This window comes from Sphingomonas sp. (assembly GCF_032114135.1).
Lineage (GTDB): Bacteria > Pseudomonadota > Alphaproteobacteria > Sphingomonadales > Sphingomonadaceae > Sphingomonas.
Map to the genome: position 1 here is coordinate 21,466 of NZ_DAMCTA010000006.1, position 19,808 is coordinate 41,273.

The 19,808-nt window shown below is 65.7% G+C and carries 17 protein-coding genes; 4 read left to right on the plus strand and 13 right to left on the minus strand.

The genetic code is table 11. The annotated features are described in order from the left end of the window. Window positions 1-101 precede the first annotated feature (101 nt). The 6 genes from RT655_RS18590 to RT655_RS18615 all read right to left on the minus strand — a co-directional run bounded on the left by RT655_RS18590 (window position 102) and on the right by RT655_RS18615 (window position 6,656). The gene (locus tag RT655_RS18590) at window positions 102-1,139 is read right to left on the minus strand and encodes a DegT/DnrJ/EryC1/StrS family aminotransferase (RefSeq protein ID WP_313539859.1); all 1,038 of its coding nucleotides are present in this window, start codon (window positions 1,137-1,139) and stop codon (window positions 102-104) included. Between the two features lie 257 nt (window positions 1,140-1,396). After that, window positions 1,397-2,398: a fatty acid desaturase gene (locus RT655_RS18595; protein ID WP_313539862.1), complete on the minus strand. Its 1,002-nt coding sequence runs from the start codon at window positions 2,396-2,398 to the stop codon at window positions 1,397-1,399. After that, window positions 2,398-3,228 (minus strand): class I SAM-dependent methyltransferase, encoded by an 831-nt coding sequence (locus tag RT655_RS18600; RefSeq protein ID WP_313539865.1) that lies wholly within the window; start codon window positions 3,226-3,228, stop codon window positions 2,398-2,400. The genes RT655_RS18595 and RT655_RS18600 overlap by 1 nt, the downstream gene beginning before the upstream one ends. A gap of 75 nt (window positions 3,229-3,303) precedes the next feature. Continuing rightward, window positions 3,304-4,371, minus strand: a complete 1,068-nt coding sequence (locus tag RT655_RS18605) for an FkbM family methyltransferase (RefSeq protein WP_313539868.1) — start codon at window positions 4,369-4,371, stop codon at window positions 3,304-3,306. 23 nt (window positions 4,372-4,394) lie between these two features. Continuing rightward, window positions 4,395-5,564 carry an ATP-grasp domain-containing protein gene (locus RT655_RS18610; RefSeq protein ID WP_313539870.1) on the minus strand — a complete coding sequence of 390 codons (1,170 nt, stop codon included), beginning with the start codon at window positions 5,562-5,564 and terminating at the stop codon, window positions 4,395-4,397. Between the two features lie 33 nt (window positions 5,565-5,597). Then, window positions 5,598-6,656: a Gfo/Idh/MocA family oxidoreductase gene (locus tag RT655_RS18615; RefSeq protein WP_313539872.1), complete on the minus strand. Its 1,059-nt coding sequence runs from the start codon at window positions 6,654-6,656 to the stop codon at window positions 5,598-5,600. Between RT655_RS18615 and RT655_RS18620 the strand changes: the two genes are divergently transcribed. Genes RT655_RS18620 through RT655_RS18630 form a run of 3 tightly spaced genes read left to right on the plus strand, consistent with a single transcriptional unit; the run spans window position 6,640 to window position 9,089 of the window. Beyond that, window positions 6,640-7,227: a hypothetical protein gene (locus RT655_RS18620; protein ID WP_313539875.1), complete on the plus strand. Its 588-nt coding sequence runs from the start codon at window positions 6,640-6,642 to the stop codon at window positions 7,225-7,227. The genes RT655_RS18615 and RT655_RS18620 overlap by 17 nt on opposite strands. Before the next feature lie 46 nt (window positions 7,228-7,273). After that, complete coding sequence (locus RT655_RS18625) at window positions 7,274-7,603, plus strand: class I SAM-dependent methyltransferase (RefSeq protein ID WP_313539878.1); 330 nt, start codon at window positions 7,274-7,276, stop codon at window positions 7,601-7,603. Beyond that, complete coding sequence (locus RT655_RS18630; protein WP_313540068.1) at window positions 7,578-9,089, plus strand: hypothetical protein; 1,512 nt, start codon at window positions 7,578-7,580, stop codon at window positions 9,087-9,089. The genes RT655_RS18625 and RT655_RS18630 overlap by 26 nt, the downstream gene beginning before the upstream one ends. 98 nt (window positions 9,090-9,187) lie before the next feature. Here RT655_RS18630 and RT655_RS18635 read toward each other — a convergent pair whose 3' ends face one another. The 7 genes from RT655_RS18635 to RT655_RS18665 all read right to left on the minus strand — a co-directional run bounded on the left by RT655_RS18635 (window position 9,188) and on the right by RT655_RS18665 (window position 17,819). Further along, on the minus strand, window positions 9,188-10,612 hold the full coding sequence (locus RT655_RS18635; RefSeq protein WP_313539881.1) for a peptidoglycan-binding protein: 1,425 nt from the start codon (window positions 10,610-10,612) through the stop codon (window positions 9,188-9,190). After that, window positions 10,609-11,406, minus strand: coding sequence for a hypothetical protein (locus RT655_RS18640; protein ID WP_313539883.1), 798 nt, complete (start codon window positions 11,404-11,406; stop codon window positions 10,609-10,611). Before RT655_RS18640 ends, RT655_RS18635 begins: the two co-directional genes overlap by 4 nt. Continuing rightward, window positions 11,403-13,133 (minus strand): hypothetical protein, encoded by a 1,731-nt coding sequence (locus RT655_RS18645; RefSeq protein ID WP_313539884.1) that lies wholly within the window; start codon window positions 13,131-13,133, stop codon window positions 11,403-11,405. Before RT655_RS18645 ends, RT655_RS18640 begins: the two co-directional genes overlap by 4 nt. A 655-nt stretch (window positions 13,134-13,788) precedes the next feature. Further along, a complete protein-coding gene (locus RT655_RS18650) occupies window positions 13,789-15,600 on the minus strand; it encodes a glycoside hydrolase family 15 protein (protein WP_313539887.1) in 1,812 nt (603 codons plus the stop codon). Further along, window positions 15,593-16,405 carry a glucose 1-dehydrogenase gene (locus RT655_RS18655; protein WP_313539888.1) on the minus strand — a complete coding sequence of 271 codons (813 nt, stop codon included), beginning with the start codon at window positions 16,403-16,405 and terminating at the stop codon, window positions 15,593-15,595. The genes RT655_RS18650 and RT655_RS18655 overlap by 8 nt, the downstream gene beginning before the upstream one ends. A gap of 65 nt (window positions 16,406-16,470) precedes the next feature. Then, window positions 16,471-17,328, minus strand: a complete 858-nt coding sequence (locus tag RT655_RS18660) for an SDR family oxidoreductase (protein ID WP_313539889.1) — start codon at window positions 17,326-17,328, stop codon at window positions 16,471-16,473. Between the two features lie 14 nt (window positions 17,329-17,342). Beyond that, window positions 17,343-17,819: a MarR family transcriptional regulator gene (locus RT655_RS18665; RefSeq protein WP_313539892.1), complete on the minus strand. Its 477-nt coding sequence runs from the start codon at window positions 17,817-17,819 to the stop codon at window positions 17,343-17,345. 288 nt (window positions 17,820-18,107) lie between these two features. On the opposite strand from RT655_RS18665, the gene RT655_RS18670 reads away from it, so the two are divergent. Beyond that, complete coding sequence (locus RT655_RS18670) at window positions 18,108-19,805, plus strand: glutamate--tRNA ligase (RefSeq protein WP_313539894.1); 1,698 nt, start codon at window positions 18,108-18,110, stop codon at window positions 19,803-19,805. The last annotated feature ends 3 nt before the right edge of the window (window positions 19,806-19,808 follow it).

Sequence of the window (19,808 nt, forward strand, 5' to 3'; positions counted from 1 at the left end):
GCTCACCGCGCACGCCCGGGATCCAGGCGTGGAGATGTCCCACCCGCGCTGGAGCTGAACGCCTCAGCGTCTCCAGCGCCTGCAGGATGCGTTGAGAATGGTCAGAACGCGTGTTCGATGATGCGGCAAACGCGTTCGACATCCGTGTCGGTCATGTCGACGAAATAGGGGAGGCCCAAGGTCTCCCGGGCAAGCATCTCCGTTACCGGGAGCGGCAGATGCGGCAAGCCGGCGAATGCGGTCTGGAGATGAACGCCGGCGCCCCACCAGGCCCGGCTGCTGATGCCCACCGCCTCGAGCCGCGCCATGAGCCGCGCTTGGTCGGCGCCGAAAAAGCGGGCAACGCAGACGCTGCCGCACCACGCGCTTCCGAAGCCGGCCTGAAAGCCGATCTGCTGCCGCCGCGACAGGCGTTGACGATAGGCCTCCGCGACCGCGCGATATCCCGAGACGTCGTTGGAATATGCATCCATCGCCGCCAGGCCCACGGCGGCGTGATACTCGCTCATCTTCGCGTTGGTCCCGACCATCCGCGCGTCGCGCGAGCCGTAGAAGCCGAAATTGCTGCGTTGCCTGATCTCGGTGATTGCCGCTGGCCGCCGACAGACGACATAGCCGCCTTCGCCCGCGCCGAGAATCTTCGTCGCGTGGAGACTGACGACCGCGGGCGAACTGCCGGGACGCACGGCATCGTGGCCGGCGGCAGCGTCGATAACGACCGGGATGCCGGTCTGCTCGGTGAACCGGTCCCATGCGTCGACGTCCAGCGGCGCGCCAAAGGGGGCGACGGGCATCACCGCGGCGACGGGGCCGTCGATACGGGACAGGGCGTCGCGGGCGATGTCCGGCGTCAGCGCCCAGGAGCCTTCGTCCACGTCGACCAGAAACGGCGTGAGGCCGGCGCCGCTGACGGCATGGGCGGTCGCGACGAATGTCCAGGATGGGATGAGGCAATAGCCCGCGCTGCTTTCGACGACCGCCTGCAGGGCAAGAGTAAGGCCCACGGTGCCATTGGCCACCGTGACGACACAGCCCGGATCAACGCCCATCCGCTGGGCCAGCCTGGCCTCGAGCTCCGTGACGAGTGGGCCGAAATTCGAATAGCTCCGGCGATCGTCGATCCGCTGAAGATACGGCATCAGCGCCTCCGCCCGAGGCATGCGGGGACGCAGGACCGGAAGTTCGTCGGCGGTGACGACGGAGAGCTTTGCGCGCCCGCCGGCTGCGTCCCGTTGTACTGCCGCATGTATTTGAGTCCGCATCGCGCCGCTTTCGGATGGATGGTATCTGTTCTTTATAGATTGCCGGTCGTTCCCCGAAAAACGACGATGGAGATAAGGGCAGACCGTCGCGAGAAATCGAAGCCGAACGACGCTGGCGACGCGGTACGAATGGGCTATCGGCCAAGCAAAAACGGCAACTTCGGTGCACGCCCGGCGGTGAAGAAGCCCTCGCGCGCCAGCAACGCCAGGCCCCGCCAATAGCCGCATTCGATGTGCCGGTGCGCGCCTTCGCACCTGAACGCCGCGTGCACCGCGCGAAGATGGTAATGCGGAATCGCAGGGAATTGGTGGTGTTCCAGGTGATAGTTCATGTTGGCGTAAAAAAAGCTGGTGACCGGATCCAGGACTACCGTTCGGGTCGAGTTTTCATAACGGCCACGGATGCCGTCAGCCGACAAATTGAAGTGCTGCAGGGCCGCGAGCGTCCGGTTCGGGAAGGTGAGGCAGAACGGCGCCAGGCAGATCGCGGCAGCGAGATAGGGCCCGCCAAGCGTGAGGCTGGTCGCCAGGATCATCGCCTGACCTAAGAACACGGCGCGTGCTCCGTTCCGTAGTTGAAGCGCCTCGCGCGATCCCGGCGCGAACAGCGTAGCAAAACGCCCCGTGGGAATCTTGCCCGCGGCATTCAGCGACAGCACGCGCGCACGCCGCCAGATCGCGGCGACATCCACCGTGAGCAACGCCAGCGTACCCATATAGGTGAGCCGCTCGTGCGGCGAAGCCTCGAGGTCGTTTGCGCCCAGCGGAGTCCGATGGTGTTGCGGATGCGTCACCTCGAAATAGCCGTAGTTGCTCCACGTCAGGACGGAGAATAACCGGAACAGAAGCACATTGGGTTGCCGCGCGGTGAAAACCGAACGGTGAAAAAGCTCATGGCCGATGCCTGCCCAGCCCAGGAAGGACCAGGTGAGGAAATGCGGAATCAGAATAAGTAGCGACGCCCATACATGGCCTCGCGCGAAGAGCAGCGTCCCGCACGCCAGCAAGGAAATGTGGAACGCCACGCGAATAGTGATCAATAGCGCGGCGAGTAAATCCCGCTTGGTCGACAGGCGGCGATAGGCATCTCGATCCAGCGGCCCGAGGCCGCGCGCCTCGCTGTCGATCCCAGTCATCAGTCCGCATCCTGAAGGGGGCCGCCAACCCCGATGCCGAGGAACTGCGTACGGATGTCACCGACGAGCAGCATCGCCATCATGGTATGCTGTACGTGAATCACGAGCTCGTCCTTCGCCAGCGCCTCGACGAAGGTAGTCACGTCGCCGTGGATGGTCGAACGGAAATCGTGCCAGAGGATGACGCCGCTGTCGCCGATCATTTTCCGGGCGTTGGCCGTGTCGATCGCCACGGTTTCCAGATCGTGGCCGCCATCGACGAAGACCAGGTCAACAGTGCCGACCAGCCCGTGCGCCGCCGGATCGAACGTCCGGCTATCCTGCTGGAGCAGGGTTAAGCGGGCGTTGATGGCATCGGACAATCCGCCGAGGTAGCGCGGCGGCGCGGCGCTCTGGACGGCGCGCAGATAGTCGTCGTTGATGTTGCCGTCGCGACGCAGATCCGCATCGGCATAGGACTCCAGCGTGGTTTCGGACGCATGGGCTTCCCCCAGGTCGAGCGAATATACTGCACAGTCTTCGGCCGCATTGTCGATCAGCAGCGCGGTCGAATAGCCGAGGAAGGTGCCGAATTCGAAAATCTTCCGCGGCTGGACCAGCTTGACGATCGAGATCAGCGCGGCCGCCTCCAACAAGGTCACGCTGCCGAACCCGCTGGACGGCACGTTGATCTTCATCGGTACCGGGCCGGCATTTTCGGCTTCGATCTTGAGGAAGAGGACCTTCGGCTTGATCGCCGCGACGCCCGCCGAATGCGTTTCGCAATGATGAAGCAGGGCGGCAGGATCGGCGATCGGTGCGGGGTCGGATGCAAATTGCTGAAGGGGCATGAGACAATTCCGAAATTCGACGGGGACGGAGGAGCGGCAGATGCGCTACCGCGGCGGCTGTGCTTGTTAGACGAGTTAGACGAAGAACATCACCGTCTCGGACCAGCCTTGGGTATAGTGACGGAGGTGCACCCGATAGTCGGGATGCAATGACCGGACATATCGCCATATATCGCGAAAGTCGCTGGCACGGTGGTATACGGCGATCGCCAATTTGGGGCGATGCGCGCGGATGTGCCTTTCGCATCCCGCCAGCGCCTTCACTTCCCAGCCTTCGAGATCCATCTTGATGAAGCTGACCGGATCGGCGATCGCCTCGTCCAGAGTCGTCATTTCCACCAATTGGCTACCGCCGGTGGCGACGGCGGATGCGGATCCGGCGTCGCTGTCGAACGCAATGTGCCCGGCGGTGTCGGACAGTGCCTTGGCGTGGAAAGCGATATCGCGATGGTCGGCGAGCCTTGCCCTTGCCGCGCGGAGGTTGCGCGCCGAAGGCTCGAACAGGTGCACCTGCCGATAGTCTGGGCACCGTCGGCAGAATTCCTCGGTCGTATCGCCGTCGAATCCGCCGGCGTCGACGAACACTTCCGATTGCAGATCGAGGAATGGCTCGAAATATTGCTCGTGCGTGCGCACGGCATATCCGCGCATAAAGGCCGCATCTGCAGTCAGTCGGTAGCGCAGCACGTCGCGCAGCGTCTGGCGGGACGGTTCGTCCGCCAGCGTGTCGAACATGTCGGCCCATTCCGTCTCGAACCGATTCCAATCGTCGCGCTGCTCGCGAACGACATCGGCGTCCGCGATTGCGCCGTTCGAAGCTTGGGCGAGTTCCTGGATAGAAACGACGGACTCAATCCCGGCATCTGCCAGTCGGTGCCCGACGGCGACCGGACTTATCGAGGTCGAGCAATTGATGACCACAGCGTCGCGAGGCAATTGCGCCATCCCGACCGCCGCAAGGCCATTCCATAGGGTACCGGCTGGCGCGAAATCGTCGACGATACCATCCAGCGACACCTGGCCGATCACCCGCAGCGCCTCGGCATTTCGGCCGATCACATAGCAGGGGTGGTCCCGCGATGCGGACAGGAGGCTCCTGGCGAGTTCCTGGTTGGCGGCCGGCGCGGCGAGCGCCGCGTCCACGATGGCGCTAAAATCTTGTTTCGTCATGATCTTGTCTTTCGATCCTGGCCAAGTACCGCGTAGAGTTCGCCGTTCAGGGCGGTGTGCAGCAGCGTGTTCAACGCTGCCGCATCGTCGGCTCGGGCGAACAGGATGCCGATCCGACCGAATGGGCTCGCTGCAATGTGCTCGCCGGTGAGCGCGAGCGGCACGAACATCTCAATATCGGCGGCCCGGCGAAACTGTAGGCCTTCGAAAATCTGCGGCGTGCGAACGGAAATCGTGTGGCGCAGCACGGGACGATACGCTTGGTCGCGCCCGTCGAACCCCTCTCCTAGGAAGGGGCGGGTGTAGTTCTCGGCATAATTGAAGCCGGTCGAGCTCGCGATCAGCTGGCTATACAGGTCGCCCGGGCATCGCCGGGTGATCTCGATGATCCAGAATTTGTCGCCATCGACGATGAACTGGGTGTGGATCAGGCCTGCCGTCAGGTTCAGGTCCCGTGCGATCTTCTCGATCGCTGCCCGAACCCCGTTGGCGAGGGCCGGGTCGAACGCCGGAACGACATAGCTGGTGTCGACGGCATAGGGATTGACCGAGCCATATTCCTCGACGAAGAAATCCGTGACGATGCCGTCCGGACCGAGGAAGGCGGAGTGGCTGTAGAGCTGACCCTGGACGAATTCCTCGATCAGGCAGCTGCCGCTTCGCGAGAATGCCTTTGCCTGGTTGATCGCTGCAGCGAGATCAGCCGCGGATGGTGCCATCAGGGCCGTGATGCCACGGCCGCTATACGCATCCGCAGGCTTGACGATCACCGCGCCGGCGGACCGCGCGTCGGCCTCGGAGATCTGACGGGGGGCGGGGATGCCGACAGCTTCCGCATATTGGCGGAAATCCTGTTTGTTGCCGAGGATGCGAACGGTCTCGACCGGATCGATGCCGGGAAAACGGCGCGTGGCGCTGATCGCGGCGCAGGTCTCGTAGGAAAGATCGTTGCAGCCGGGGATGAGGAAGTCGGCATCCAGTCGCTCCACGAGCGCCGTCACCGCCTCGACGTTCGAATAGTCGAGCTTGATATAATTGTCGGCAGACTTGGCGAGCGCGTTGTCCGGCTTGTCTCCGACGACGTGCACGTCATGACCGGCGTCGACGAGATACCGGTAAATCGGCACCGACGCGGCATTCGTGTCGAGGAGGATGGCGACGGCCATTGGACATTCAGCCTTTCACGGAGATGCGCGGAATCATCGGGCGTCGATGTCCACCAGCGATCGTGTTTCTGCGGACCTGCGGATCGCCTCCGCGACCCGCAGATTCTGGGCGCCGTCGAAGGCCGGGACGATTGGCGCGGCGGTGCCGAGGATGACGTCCAGGAAGTTGTCGAGCTGTCGGGCAAGGGGATCCTCCCGCGTGACCGGGATGATCTCCTCCACGAGCGGGGTGTGCCAGGACGGGGATTGCGGTGCCGGGTGGGACAGCACGCGCATGCTGGGGAAATCGAGCGTTCCGCGCGTACCGGTGACGCTGTAGCAGTCTTCGGCGGGATAGGTCGGATAGACCGGGTTTTCCCGCGACGTCTGCTCCCAGCTATGCGGCGACGCGCCGGCGTCCGACAGCAGGAAGGTGCCGAGGACGCCGTTCCGGAACTGCAGGTTGATCGCCACCGTGTCCTCCACCGGGTATTGGCGGATCGCATTGGAGGCGATTGCCTGGACCGCGGCGATCTCGCCGCAAAACGCGCGCATGATGCCGATCTCGTGGATCAGATTGATCAGGATCGGGCCACCGCCCGGCCTGCTGCGCCACGGGCCCGCCTCGAAATACTCGGCCGGCTTGTAGAAGATCGCGCTGCCCTGGAAAGCGACCAGCCGTCCGAGGCGGCCCCCGTCGATGATCGCCTTGGCGGCCGTCAGCAAGGGCGAGTGGACGCGGTGATGGCCGACGAGGACCTTCGCGCCGCGCCGGGCCGCAAGATCCACCAGATCGACTGCCTCCACATGGTCGGCGGTGATCGGCTTCTCGATCAGCACCGGGATGCCGCGCTCGATGCAGAGTTTCGCCTGCGCATAGTGGAACTCGTTGGGCGACGAGATGATCACACCGGACGGCGTTGCCGAAGCGAGACAGGATTCCAGGCTGTCGAAGATCGGCGTATCCGGGAAGCGTTCGCCGATGTTGCTGCTGCCGTTGCGCCCGGGCGTGACGATGCCGGCCAGCGTGCAGCCCGGATGCGCCTGGATCATCTCGATATGCTTCAGGCCCATCAGGCCCGGCCCGATCACAATTATGGATGGCGTCGTCATCGCGCAGCCCCGATCATTCCGCTCCTCCCGTACCGTCATGCGTGCTGCATGGACGCTGTCGAACCAACCCGGGGCGCGCCATTCATCGGGGCTGGAAATCCGCCTGCCGGTGATCGAGCGCTGCGCCGCTCGATCCATTATAGGACGTGCGCCAGAACGGGACACAAACCGGCACAGCGCAATATTCGCCGGCACCGTTCGGCTTGCGTTCGATCTTTTCGGCGAGCCCTATGACGACAAGCTTGCGGCGCTGGTGGCGTGCCTGGTCGACGCACCGCAGGACGACATCGTCGAGATCGGCTCGCTGTTCGGCCGGTCCGCGAGCGTGCTGCTCGCGGGTCGCGGGCTGGGTGCGTCGGCGCGCAAGCTGTTCGTGTTCGATCCCTGGTGTCCGGATACGGGCGCCCAGCAGGATCTGCCGGTCGCGCTTCAAAAATACACGCGCAGCCGGGCTGGAACGCGTCGCGCACGCGTTCGAAGCAACATTTGCCGCACTTGCACCGGCTGGCGCGATGACCGTGTACCGTACGCCATCGGTTGCGGGCCACGCCATCTATCGTGGCGAGGCTGACGGCGAGCCCGTTTGGCTGTTGAAGCCGGCGAAGGCCTCGCAACCGATGGGCCAGATCGCGTTGCTCCATATCGACGGCAATCGCGATCGTGCCGCTGCCGAGGAAGACGTGCTTCTATGGTCGCCGCACGTCGCGCGTGGCGGATGGGTGGTCATCGACGACTATAACTGGCGCTATGGCGACGGCCCGAAGCAAGCGGGAGATGCGCTGCTCGAGCGATGGGGTGAAGGGGCTGCCCGCGCCTTCGCGGCGGGTGACTGCCTGTTCATTCAGCGTGCCGGAGCATGCGATCGATTGACGCAACCGCGCCGTAACCTCGCATTAAACAGTTTTCTTTACCGTGACCGGCATGATCGCCAGCAAAGATATGGATAGGTCGGCACGGCGGGGCGGGGCAGTGGGTCCGGCCTCGGCCGAGCCGCTTCGGTTCAGTTGGTCGCCGGAACCGCTGCCCGGCGGCCCCTGGCCCGAACCGCTCAGAGCTGCGGTATGGGACGTGATGCACGCGCTCGGCTGGCAGGCGGTGCAGCAAGGCGAGCGGGCACGCCTCGAGGCGCTTTATCGCGATTTTACCTCGCTGTTCCCACGCTACTTGGCTGACGCCGCCGATGTCGATCGCGCGGCGGACCTCTATACGCTGGTCCATATCCTGCTGTGGCGCAGCACGCAGAACCTGGGCGAGCTGAAACGGTTCAACGCGGATGTGGTGTTGCCGTTCGCCGGCTATCTCTCGCGGCACTTTGCGACCCGGCCGCTTGGTCCCGCCACGCGGGCGATACCCCGCATCGCCTATTTGTCCGAGACGAGCGACCTGTTCAGCGCCAATGCGGTGGCGAAGACCACCGTTTCGCTGATGCTGGGCCAGCACGCGATACGCGATGCGGAAGACTGGCCTTTCCTGTACTGCATCAAGCAGCCCGTACAGAATTTGTGGGACTTCGCCCGGGAAACCGGACTTCGGGTGCGGGACATGTCCCGCCCGACGCCGTCGCAGATGACGCAGGCAATCCTGTCGCAGCTCGCGGCGGACGAGATCGACATCCTGATCGCCGACAGCAATTGTGCCGTCGCGACGATGGTGTTGCAGCAGCGCCCTTGCCGGGTGCAGGCGTTCCACGAGAATGGGTTCGCGCCGTGGGCGATCCCGGAGCTCGACCTCGCGTTCATGGGGATCACCAAGCCATCGTCCAGCCTGTTTGGCGACCGCGTGGCGATGCACGAGACGCCGCGGAACACCGCCGCGATCTTCCACTGCGTCGAGAGGCCGCGGGCGCAGGTCGATGCGTTGCGGAACGTGATCTGCGCCGGAACCGGTATCGCGCAGCCGAGCACTATTTACGGCTTCTACGGTCGCATGGCCAAAATTACCCCCGCCTATATGGCGCTCGTTGAGGAGATACTGGCCCGTGACCCGCAGGCGATCTTTTTTGCCGGCGGCACCGGCTCGATCGCGATGATCGTCGAACGCCGGGCGGCATCGCCGGTCGGCGATCGTATCATCCTGTATGACGAATTCATCGACGGCCATCTCGTCAGCGGATGCATCGATGTCTTTCTCGACACTTTTCCGTTCCCGGGCGGCAATGCATGCCTGGAAGCACAGGCGCACGGGGTTCCCGTGGTGTGGATGCAGCCCGATCCCGACGGCGAGATGCACCTCGTGTTCACGTTGCGCGACGAGCGCCTGAAGGCGCGGGATGACGCAGATTTCGTCAGCTTGGCGCTGCAACTGGCCGATCGCGATGCGCGCAAGGAACATGGGCGGTTCGCTCAGGAACTCGCCGCCCGGTACGGCAACATGACCGAGCAGGCCAGGATTGTAGAGGATCTTTTGCGCGAGGCCTGGACCAAGGCTGGGTGAACCGCGCCGCACCGGATTTCGAAGAAGCGTCCGCCACCCACCACTGCCGCCGATGCGCCGTACACGCAGTGCAACGATGGGGCGGCATGGGCTCCGCTTCAGGCGCGCAAGAAATATTCGGTGGGCGTCTTGCCCCTGCCGGTGGCGAAGCGGTGGTGCGGTGCGGTGCCGGCCTGGTTGTCGCTGATCATCATCGCATCCTCGTCGATACGCTCTACGACCAGATAGACGTGATCCGATCCGGGGATGGCGTGATCATTGTCGAAGCAAACGCCGATGTCTCCCGGCTGTTGCTGCCGTACCGCCACGCGCCGCCACCCGCGTTTCTCTAGCGTCGCGGCGAGCTTGCCGGCGCCGGCGATCATCGGCACGTCGATCCCGGCCTGCTGGAGCAAGGCGCTGAGATGAACCGCGCAGGCATTCTTGGGATAGGGGGGCAGGCCGCGCGCGGCGAGTTCGTCGGTCGCGGTTTGGCGCGCCGCGCGCATCCCTTCCTCGCTCGTTCCCTGGGCGATCAGCGCCGCGACATGCACCGCATCGGCCGTAGTGCCGGCGGGCGCCGAGGATAGCGGGGGAGGTCCGCCTGCGGGGGCGCCGCGGAGCAGCCGCGCGAAGCTCGGCGAAGCGAGCGGCACCGTCACCACCCCTTCGCCCACTGCCACCATCGCTGCGTTGAAATAGCGTATGAAGCGATCGACATGGTGGCCGGTGCCGATCGGATATTGCTTCACCCGCCACCGATTCTGCGCGCCGCTGTTGAAGATCACGTTGCCCGCATTGTAGGCGGCGGCGACCAGGGGCGGGTCGAATGCCGTCCGGCGCGATTGCCGCCACATGTACAGCATGCCCGCGCGGATCGACGTTTCCGCCACGGCGAGATCCTGCACCTTCAAGTCCGGCTGATCGAGCGCCTCCCGTGCGGTCGACAGGAGCGTTTGCATCAGCCCCATCGACACGCGGCGGGGCGTACGCTCCGGCACGATCCGGTCGCACCCCGGCTCGAAGCGCAGGGCGTTGACCTTGCCTGAGGACTCGGTTGCAATGGTGGCGATCACCAGTTCCAGCGGAACCGGCGCCATCCGCGTGACCGATGCGATCGCGACCCCATAGTCGGCCAGCAGATGATCGACGAGGGCGCGTTCCTGCACGCTGAACGGGGCAAGCGCGCGATCCACATCGATGCCCTGGGCGGTAAGCCGCCATTCCGACCCGCCCGGATAGCGGCGATGGAAGCGCGTCAATGCTGCCAGCGCATCAGGCGACAGCAAGGTGTCGCCGTTGCCGGAGGGTGCCGCCGCCGTTTCACCATTCAGCGCAGCCCAGGTCATCGGACCGAGCACGGCGTCGCTCTTTAGGTTGGCGCGCGCCTGGAAAGCGCGGACGGCTTCCGCCGTTTCCCGGCCGTAAATGCCATCGGCACGAACGCGTGCGCCCTTGGCGGCGAGCAGGGTCTGCGCCTTCCAGACCTCGTCGCTGCGCATCATCGGGCTCGTCAGCCAGTAGATCTGCGTCAGCGCGCTCATGAGCAGAATTCCGTGGTTAGCCGGGTGAGGATGGCGCGGCGCGTGGCGAGCGGGGCGGCAAGCGCGCGCATCGAGTCGCCGAGCGGGAGGACCTGCAAGCCGCCTCGCGCGAGCGAACAGGCACTGGCCCTTTCCACCGCAAGGCGATCCTCGGGGCCGGCCCGCGCCGCGAGCGCTGCCTTGTTGGCGTTCCGCGCCGCCGTGCCGGCGAGGAAGTAGGACGCGTAGTAGCTTCCTTCCGGTGGCGATCCATCCGCGGCGGGACCAGCCGGGAGCGGTGCCATGCGCGCCGCGACTGCGCCGAGCTCGGCATCGTCGTCCAGCGCGTCGCGCGCGTCGCGCAGGCTGCGCCGCAGCTCGATGGACCGCGCGCGCAGGACGAGAATGCGGAGCGCAGCATCTCCGGTCGGTCGAGGGGGGAGGAAGGCCGTCGCGTTGGCGCTGGCGGTGAGGGCGCATTCCAAAGCCGCTGCCGGTGCAGCGCGCGCCTCCGCTGTGATGACCACCCGACCGGTCAACGCCTGGCTGTCCCGCTGATAGACCTTGAGGCAAGCGCTCGCCTTGAACGCCCATAGTTGCGCGCAGACCATGTCGCGCTGACGGCCCGTCGCGGGTTCGGCGGGGCAGTCGACCGCCAGGTCCCCCAAGGCTACATAGGCATCGGACTGGGCGTCCAGTTTCTTCGCGTTTTCCAGCTGCTGAACGGCGCGCTTGGTGGGGAAGGGCGTCGCGAGCAGGGCGCAACCGCCCAGCAGCACGAGCAACATGCCCACAGGGGCACGGCGCGCGATCACGGCTGCACCTCGGTCGGCTCGTCGCGCAACAGATGCTGCGCGATGGCGATCGCGCCCGAGAGCAGGGGCGCCAGATCGGTGCCGAGCGTGTTCTTGGCAAGCGCCTCGATCACGGAGACGAGCTGGTCCAGCGCCCCGGCGGCACCCGGCTCCTGCCGAACGGTCCCTACCGCGCGAACCAGGTCACCGCTGGCGAGTGGCGGTGCGGTCGTGGCCGGGTCCACCGGCAGCTGGGGCGGCAGCGCGGCTGCTGCGACGAGCGAAACGAGTATCGTTCGGTATTCGTTGATCGCGTCGGCGAGCACGCGTGGGTCGCTGCCGAATGCCTGGAACAGCGGCGTGTTGGCGGCCGCGGAGTCGCGCGCGAGTGCGTCCGCGGCGCTGGGTGTTCCACCGGGTGGGACGATCGAGATGCGATAGAGCTCCCGGATCATGTCGGGCGCAGTGCCGATGATCGAGACGAGCGGGCTCAGCGCGGCCGCCGCTTCCGGCAGCGTTGGGTCGTCGGGGCTGATCGAAAGCGCATCGATATCGAAGGGCTGGGCGAGGACCGCCTTCTTCCAGGCTTCGAATTGGCGCTGGTCGGCGAACAGCTTGATCCCGCTGAAAAGCAGGCTGCCGACCAGCCCGACGGGGCCGCCGACACTCCGCAGTATCTGCGACACCGCGCTGTTGTCGCTGGCCGCCTTGCTGAGCGTCGCGAGCGCACCGGTGATCGTGGAGACCACCGGGTTCTCGTGGGTGATTTCGCGCAATAGCGCCTCGGCCTGGCCCGCGACCGTCGCGATCGTCTTCGCATCGGCGGCGCCGCCGAGCAGCGGCTGGATTGCCGCCAGCATGGTGTCGATGCGCTGCATCACCTCGCTCGCGCCGCTGACCGGTCCCGTGCCGATGGGGATGGCAGAGACCGCGCTGGTCATCTGACGGATATTCTGGAGATCGCCGTACAGCGTTTGCAGGGAAAGCGCCGCCGGCCTGCCGCTCGCGTCGGGGGCGATGCCGGCGAATACCCGATCAAGCTGCGCGTTGAGCGTATCAGCGCGCATCTGATTATTCTGGGTGGACGCGCGGATGGCCTCCTTGCTCGCCTCCTGCAGCGCGGCGTTGGCCTGGCTTGCCGCCTGCGTCGCCGCCGCTTCGTTGCGGGTGGCGAAATAGAAGCTGATGATCGCGCCCACGAAGCCGGCGATGGCCGTCGCGCTCTCCACTTCGAGCGTCTTCTGGAACGCCAGAACAAGGAAGCCGACGATGACGATGAACAGCGAGATGATCGCCCGGATGCTGCCGTCCGGCAACCCCAGCGGCAGGCGCGATAGCGGGATCTCTTGCGTGTTCGGATCCTGACCGGACCCCAAGGGTCCACCGGCTGGCAGCTTGCTGACAAGCGCATTGGATAACCGGTAGAACAGGAATGCAGTCACGATCATGAAGATGACGATCGACGCGAAGATAGCGAATAAGACCCAATTGGTCCGCGAACGATCGGCGTCGGCATCTTTCAGCTTGCGTTGAATATCCGCCTGCATTTCGAGACGTGTTTTGACCCGATCGAGATCGGCATTCAGCTGCGCGGTATGCGCTTCCTGCTCCTTGATGCGGATTTCCGTTTCCGCCCGCGCGCGCTGCTCGTCCCATTTTGGTGTGCTTGGCGACGCAGGGGTTAGGATCGGTCCTGTCGATGGCGCGCGCACAAGAGCTTTGGCCGGCGGGCTGGCGCGTGCACGCATGGGAGGGCGGGAGCGCGTCGGTCGTGCGGTGGCAGCCGCCCTCGGCGCTGCGGTGGGGGATGCCGCCGGGGTCGGTGCCGCGGGTGAAGGGGCCGCACGAATGGCCGTCGGGGCGGCGGAGGGCGGCTCGACTTCCAGGTCCACGACCTGGGCATTCGCCACGATCGGGGAGGCTGCGAACAAGCAGCCGGCAAGGAAAATACTCGCCGCGGCGCGCCAGCCCTTTACGGCCCAAACCCGAAAGACTCTCCGCCCCATAACGCCCCCTGGACAATCATAGCACGCGCGAACTGGCGCGTGGCTAGATCAGCAGCACCGTGAGAGGTGTCGCCACGCAGCGGGATCATCGATTTGGTAATGGAGGTATGTATCTGCGCCAGAATGGATCGGAATGTTGCTGGAGTCAACGGGAGCTTTGACTTCGAGGCGGGAGAAGCTGTGCGGTGAAGGCAAAGGAGGACTGCTCAATATCCAGTTGGCACTTGGGCGTTATCCCACGGGATGATCCCGCGCATTTGCGCTAGCTGCGTCGAGAATGGCGAAGAATAACCATATCCTTCAAATGGCTTGGTGCAGATATTTGCGATGAGCGCGCGCATCGCCGTGAGACGTTTGGCCCGCTGGCCGGGGGTGGAGCCATGCTCGCTACCGCCGTTCAGGGCTGCCAGGTCGGCCGATAGGAAGGGTCGAGCTGCCGATCGAGGAAATAGGCGGCGCTGATGAAGGCGAGATGGGTCAGCGCCTGGGGGAAGTTACCAAGCGGCAGGGCGCGCGCGTCGGTTTCTTCGGCGAACAATCCGAGATGGTTGGCATAGGCGATTCCCTTCGCCAGCACGAGTTGCGCATCCTCGAGCCGTCCTGCGCGGGCGAGGCATTCCGCATACCAGAAGGTGCAGGTGGTGAAGGCCCCCTCGTCCCCAGCCAGACCATCGTCGCTGCGGTAGCGATAGACCAGCCCGTCGTCGCACAATTGCGCACTGATCGCGTCCAGCGTCTTGAGCCATACTGGGTCGGTCGACGAGACGAAGCGGACCAGCGGCAGCATCAGCAGCGCAGCGTCGAGCGCGGTGCCGCCGCGTTCCTGTACGAAATAGCCATGCTCCGGATGGCGGAAGTTCGTCCAGACATCGTCGGCGATGGCGTCGCGCGCTTCCGACCAGCGGACGAGCGGCGCGGGGAGCGAGCGTTTCTGGGCCAGTCGGATGGCGCGGTCCAGCGCCACCCAGCACATCACGCGTGAGTGGAGGAAGTGGCGCGGCGCGGACCGCATTTCCCAGATGCTGGCGTCGGGCTCCTGCCAATGGTCGATCACATGCTCGACCAGTCCGCAGACACGCCGCCAGCCTTCGTGCGGGATGGCGGGGCCGTATTTGTTGGAGAGATAGGCGCTGTCGAGGAGTTCGCCGAAGATGTCGAGCTGGGTCTGCGCACTCGCCGCGTTGCCGACGCGCACCGGACGGCTGCCCGCATAGCCGGCGAGATGATCGAGCTCGCACTCCGCCGCCGGGGAACTTCCATCGAGCGCGTACAGGATTTGCAGCGGATGCTCGCCCCCGGACTGCATGATCCGCGCACCGACCCAGCGATAGAAATGTTCGGCCTCTTCGGTGAAGCCCAGACGGAGAAAGGCGTAGACGGTGAAGGACGCATCACGGATCCAGGTCGCGCGATAGTCCCAGTTGCGCTCGCCGCCCTCGGCTTCGGGCAGCGAGAAGGTCGCGGCCGCCGCGATCGAGCCATGGCGGGCCGAGGTCAGCAGCTTCAGGGTCAGCGCCGAGCGCATCACCTGCTCCCGCCATCGCCCCCGGTAGGTCGACTTGCCCAGCCAGGAACGCCATTCCTGCGTCGCGGCCTGGAGCAGCGCGACAACGGCCGCCTCGTCGGGACCGGACATCGCGTCGTCGCCGAGGACGAACCATGCGCTCTCCCCCTTGGCGAGGGTAAAGCGCGCGCCGGCTGCGCCGATCTGCCGATCGAGCGGGACCGACGCGACAAGACGGAGCGACAGTTCCCGCCCGGAAAAGCGGACCCCGCCCTCGATATCGGCGACGTCGGGAACGTCGCGGGCATAGGCGAAGCGCGGTGTGCAGCGCATCGCGAAGGTGACGGTACCGCTGGTCACCGTCACGCGGCGGATCAGGCAGCGCGCGTCGCGTCCGGCACGCCGGCGTGCTTCGGGCTGGGGCATCAGGTCGACGACCTCCGCGCTGCCCTGCTCTGTCATCCAGCGCGTCAGCAGCACATTGGTGTCGGGCACGTACAGCTGCAGGTGACGTGGCCGGTCCAGTTCGGGCGTGATTTCGAACGCGCCGCCGCGTTCGCCGTCGAGCAGATCCGCAAAGATCGTCGGGCTGTCGAGCGACGGCCAGCACAGATAGTCGATCGTGCCGTCGCGCGCGACCAGCGCTGCCGTCTCCAGGTCGCCGATGATGCCGTGCTCGCCGATCGTCCGGCGAGGCTCAGCCATTGTCGCGGAATTCCGGGTAAAGCGACATGCCGCCATCGACGAACAGGGTAGTGCCGGTCACATAGTCGGCTTCGTCCGAGGCCAGCCAGACGACCGCGCGCGCGACATCCTCGGGCTCGCCGATGCGGCCATAGGGGATCAGCCGCAGCAGCTTTTCCAGCGCCTCTTCGCTGTCCCAGGCTTCCTTGTTGATCGGCGTGCGGATGGCGCCGGGGGCGACGGCGTTGACGCGGATGCCGTCGGCGGCGACTTCCTGCGCGAGTGAGCGGGTCAGCATCCGTACCCCGCCCTTCGCCGAGGCATAGTTGATATGCCCCGCCCAGGGGATGATCTCATGCACCGAGCTCATCGCCACGATCACGCCCGCGCTGCGGGCCGGGCGTCCCGCCTCGGGCTGCGCGCGGAAACGCTTCACCGCTTCGCGCGCGCAAAGGAACTGGCCGGTCAGGTTGATGCCGATGACCGTGTTCCAGTCTTCCAGCGACATGTCGGCGACGGCAGCGTCCTTCTGTACGCCGGAATTGGAAACGACCAGGTCGATACGGCCGAATGCGGCGGCGGCTTCGTCGAACAGGCGGAGCACGTCCGACTCCTGCGAGACATCGGCCTGCACCGCGATCGCTCGTCCGCCCTGAGCGGTGATGCGCCCGACAAGTGCCTCGGCGGGTTCGGCCTGGGCGTGATAGTTGATCGCTACCGCCGCGCCGGCGGCCGCCACCGCCTCGGCAACGGCAAGACCGATGCCCGAACTTGCACCGGTGACGATCGCGGCATGGCCCGCGAGGGAGGCATTGGTCGACGGCATGGGTGTCTCCATACGTGCGCAGAGTGGCAGACTATCGCGCGACAACGCACGATCGGGCGGCGCGGCTACCGGGAAAATTGCGCCCGGTGCTGTAGGATGAAATCGGTGAAGTCGTGCGGCGGCGTGCCGGTGAGGCGCTCGATCTCGAACGTCGGGTCGATGTCGTGATGCCCGGCCACGACGTCGGCGAATTGCACGACCAGTCCATTCGCCGTCCATCGCGAGTTGCCGGTCAGGCGCAGCAGGGCGCGGAAGAGCGGGGAGGGCAGGTCGAGATAGCGGACCTTGTGGCCCAGCGCCTTCGACAGGCGCGCGACTGCGTCCTTCATGTCGAGCGTCTCCGGTCCGGTGAGGAAATAGGTCGCGCCGTCATGGCGGTCCTGGGTCAGAACCGCGGCTGCCACCCGGGCGACGTCGCGCGTATCGACCCAGGAGACCGATCCCTTGCCGGCGACCTGGGGGAGAAAGCCCCGGGCGATCGGATCCTTGAACCACAGGAAATTCTGCATGAATGCGGTCGGCTTGAGGATGGTCCAGCCGATTCCCGAGGCGCGCAGATGGTGGTCGATCAGCGCATGCGCCTTCGCCCAGGGCACCGGCGAGCGGACATTGCCGTCGGAGGCGGAGATCTTGACGATCCGGCCGACGCCTGCAGCCTTGGCGGCGTCGATCGCCGCCTTCTCCTGCGCCACCTGCTGCTGGGTGGGGGGCGTGATGAGAAACATCGTGTCGATGCCCTGCATCGCCGACGCCAGCGTTTCCGGGCGATCGAAATCGCCACGCACGGCATCGATGCCCTTCTTCGTCAGGAGGTCGACCTGTTCCTGCTTGCGACACAGGGCGCGGAACGGCGCGCCGGCGTCCTTGAGGAGGCCGCACACTTCGCCACCGATGCCACCCGTGGCACCTGATACCAGTATCATGACAGCATTTCCTTTTAGACGGTAGGGTCTGGAACGGGAGCGGCGCGATCGAGCCATTCCGAAAGGATGGCGTTCATCGCGTCGAGGGTCTGGATCGCGTCGCGGATCCGGTCGCGGCCGATGCGGTCGGCGATCTCGGTATCGAGCGGGGCTACCGCCTGCTCGGCGCCGTTCACGGCTGCTATCCCCGCCTCGGTCAGGACGACCAGCTTGGCGCGGCGGTGATGTGGATTCTCCTGAAACGTGACCAGGCCGCGCTCGGCGAGCAGGTCGACGATACGCTGCACCGCCTGCCGGGTGAGGCCCATGTTGCGCGCGATCGACGCGGTGGGAAGCGGCACCGGTGAATAGCGCAGCGCCCCCAGCACCTGCCACCAAGCGCTGGTAAGGCCGAGATGGGCGACCAACTCATTACCGGTGCCGATCAGCCTTCCCCCCGTGGCGAAGACAGCGAGCGCAAGCTCCCGGACATCTGTTTCCTGATCGGACATACGACAATGCATCACCAAAATGACAATATGTTGTCCAACGTGGCTATGGCCGCCTGGTTCCCATCGCCTGCCCGCAACCTTCCGGCTGATCGCGCAGGAAAAGGGGTTCTTGGCGCCGGGCGCGTTCAGCGCCTTGCTCGCCTGGAGGGGCACGGGCCACAGCGGCCGCCAACGTCGCCCTTTGGTTGCCAGCCCACTTCCCGTCCGGGGGAGAAGGCGATAGGAGGCAGCATAGGCCCCGTCGATCGACGTGGCGCCGCAACCGAAATCCCTTGAAAGTCTCCGCGCGTGTCATCGACCACCGATCAAACTTCCGAAACTGCGCTTCCCCTCGACGTGCTGACGCCGTCGGCCACGCTGTCGATGGACGAAATCCACCAGCGCTATCCGGTGCGGTCGCTGCCCGAAGGCGCGCGCGTGACGCGGTTCGGCCCGAGCCCCACCGGCTTCATCCATATCGGCGGCCTCTATGTCTCGCTGATCTCGGAGCGCACCGCGCACCAGTCGGGTGGGCTGTTCTACCTTCGCATCGAGGATACCGATCGCAAGCGCGAGGTGCCCGGCGCGGTCGAGCTGATCCTCGGCGCGCTCAACGACTTCGGCATCGCGTTCGACGAGGGCCCCTCGCTGGCCGGCACCGAGACTGGCGCCTATGGCCCGTATCGCCAGAGCGAGCGCCAGGAACTCTACCAGAGCGTGGTGCGCGACCTGCTCGTGCGCGGCCATGCCTATGCCTGTTTCGCCACGCCCGAGGAGCTCGAGGCGATGCGCACCGAGCAGAATCTGCGCAAGATCCCGCCCGGCTATTATGGCAGCTGGGCGATCTGGCGGAACCGCAGCCTGGAGGACGTCCAGGCGGCGCTCGCCGAAGGCCGCAGCTTCGTCATCCGGCTCAAGGCGCCGGCGGCCGAGGGCAAAGGCCGCGCCGAGCTGCCCGACCTGATCCGCGGCAAGCTCAACGTTCCCGCGAACAACCAGGACATCGTGCTGCTCAAGGCGGACGGTCTGCCGACCTACCACCTCGCCCATGTCGTCGACGATCACCTGATGGGCACCACCGACGTGATCCGCGGCGACGAGTGGCTGTCCTCCTATCCGGTGCACGCCCAGCTGTTCGATCTGCTCGGCTGGCAGCGCCCCCGCTATGCGCACATCGCGCCGATCGAGAAGAATGTCGGCTCGTCGCGTCGCAAGCTGAGCAAGCGTCACGATCCGGAAGCGGCGGTCGACTGGTATTCGGTTGAAGGCTATCCGCGCCAGGCGGTGATCGAGTATCTCCTCAACCTCGCCGACGGCAAGTTCGAGGACTGGCGCAAGGCCAATCCGACGGCGGATTCGGAGAGCTTCCCGCTCCAGGTCGAGCGCCTCAACCGCAGCGGCGCGCTGTTCGATCTGGTCAAGCTGTCGAGCATCAGCCGCGAGGTGATCGGGGCGATGACCGCGGCCCAGGTCTATGACGCGGCGCTCGCCTGGGCGCAGGTCCACGACCAGCCCTTCGCCGAGCGGCTCTCCGCGAATGCCGATTATGTCCGGGCGATCCTGAACATCGAGCGCGGCGCGGCGCGGGCGCGCAAGGACATCGTCAAATGGTCGGACGTGCCGAGCGACACCGGCTATTTCTTCGATGATCTCTTCGTGCCGCGCGACGCGGCCAACCAGCCGCTGTGGGATGCGCTGGCACCCGGCCTGGCTGCGATCCTGCGCGAAGTGGCGGAGGGGTTCGATCCGGCGGTGGATCGCGATGCGTGGCTCGAATGGGTCCGAGCGATCGGCGAGAAGCATGGCTATGCGGCGAACGGCAAGGCCTACAAGGCCGAGCCGGAGCGCTATCAGGGCCAGTTCAGTGCCATTGCCGGCGTTCTGCGTCTGGCGCTGGCCGGCAAGCCCAACACGCCCGACCTGTTCGAGGTGATGAGCGTGATGGGGCCGGAGCGCGTACGTGCCCGTTTGACGGCGGCTGCAGAATGGATCGAGAGCAGGGGCTGAGCC

Coding starts and splice junctions, on each gene's coding strand:
- RT655_RS18595 (WP_313539862.1), bottom strand. CDS start 2,398: ATGACTGGGATCGACAGCGAGGCGCGCGGCCTCGGGCCGCTGGATCGA.
- RT655_RS18630 (WP_313540068.1), top strand. CDS start 7,578: ATGATCGCCAGCAAAGATATGGATAGGTCGGCACGGCGGGGCGGGGCA.
- RT655_RS18650 (WP_313539887.1), bottom strand. CDS start 15,600: ATGGCTGAGCCTCGCCGGACGATCGGCGAGCACGGCATCATCGGCGAC.
- RT655_RS18625 (WP_313539878.1), top strand. CDS start 7,274: ATGGGCCAGATCGCGTTGCTCCATATCGACGGCAATCGCGATCGTGCC.
- RT655_RS18610 (WP_313539870.1), bottom strand. CDS start 5,564: ATGGCCGTCGCCATCCTCCTCGACACGAATGCCGCGTCGGTGCCGATT.
- RT655_RS18655 (WP_313539888.1), bottom strand. CDS start 16,405: ATGCCGTCGACCAATGCCTCCCTCGCGGGCCATGCCGCGATCGTCACC.
- RT655_RS18645 (WP_313539884.1), bottom strand. CDS start 13,133: ATGCGTGCACGCGCCAGCCCGCCGGCCAAAGCTCTTGTGCGCGCGCCA.
- RT655_RS18660 (WP_313539889.1), bottom strand. CDS start 17,328: ATGATACTGGTATCAGGTGCCACGGGTGGCATCGGTGGCGAAGTGTGC.
- RT655_RS18590 (WP_313539859.1), bottom strand. CDS start 1,139: ATGCCGTATCTTCAGCGGATCGACGATCGCCGGAGCTATTCGAATTTC.
- RT655_RS18665 (WP_313539892.1), bottom strand. CDS start 17,819: ATGTCCGATCAGGAAACAGATGTCCGGGAGCTTGCGCTCGCTGTCTTC.
- RT655_RS18635 (WP_313539881.1), bottom strand. CDS start 10,612: ATGAGCGCGCTGACGCAGATCTACTGGCTGACGAGCCCGATGATGCGC.
- RT655_RS18620 (WP_313539875.1), top strand. CDS start 6,640: ATGGATGGCGTCGTCATCGCGCAGCCCCGATCATTCCGCTCCTCCCGT.
- RT655_RS18615 (WP_313539872.1), bottom strand. CDS start 6,656: ATGACGACGCCATCCATAATTGTGATCGGGCCGGGCCTGATGGGCCTG.
- RT655_RS18600 (WP_313539865.1), bottom strand. CDS start 3,228: ATGCCCCTTCAGCAATTTGCATCCGACCCCGCACCGATCGCCGATCCT.